This is a genomic window from Halomonas sp. BM-2019 (assembly GCF_017584085.1).
Genome location: NZ_CP071922.1, coordinates 188,163 through 188,644, shown reverse-complemented (window position 1 = coordinate 188,644; position 482 = coordinate 188,163). Strand labels below are relative to the sequence as shown.

The window sequence follows — 482 nt, the reverse complement described above, 5'->3', positions numbered from 1 at the left end:
CGCCTCGAGGCGGCGCGGGGCTGAGCCGGGTGGCCGCCATGTCCTGGAGCGCCAGCGATCCCATCCTGTATGCCCCGGTCACCCGGCCCTACCGGCGCTGGCTGGCCTTGTCGCTGGCCCTGCTGCTGCACCTGGCGCTGATCGGCGTGGTGGCCAGCTGGCAGTTCGCCGCCCCGCCGGCCGAGCGCTCGAGCCTCGACGTGGTGCTGGTGACGCGGCCCAGCGAGGCGCCGGTGGACGCCGAGGCCATCGCCGAGGCGGCCCAGCAGGCCGCCGGCGAGCCGCAGGTGGAGGCGCCGGCGGAGTCCCTCGCCGCGCCCCTGGCGGAGCTGCCGCCGGTGCAGGAGAGCGTCACGGACGTGGACCCGGCGACCCCCGCCGAGCCGGAGCCGGCGCCGGCGGAGCCCGAGGCGCGCCCCGAGGAGTCGGTACCGCCCGCCGCCGAGCCGGAGCCGGCCCAGGCCCCCCCCCCCCAGCCCCCC

At 79.9% G+C, this 482-nt stretch carries 1 pseudogene; it reads left to right on the top strand.

Annotated features, from left to right (window positions below):
* Nucleotides 1-38: 38 nt before the first annotated feature.
* A pseudogene (locus J5F18_RS00990) lies at nt 39-482 on the top strand (hypothetical protein); the annotation flags it as partial.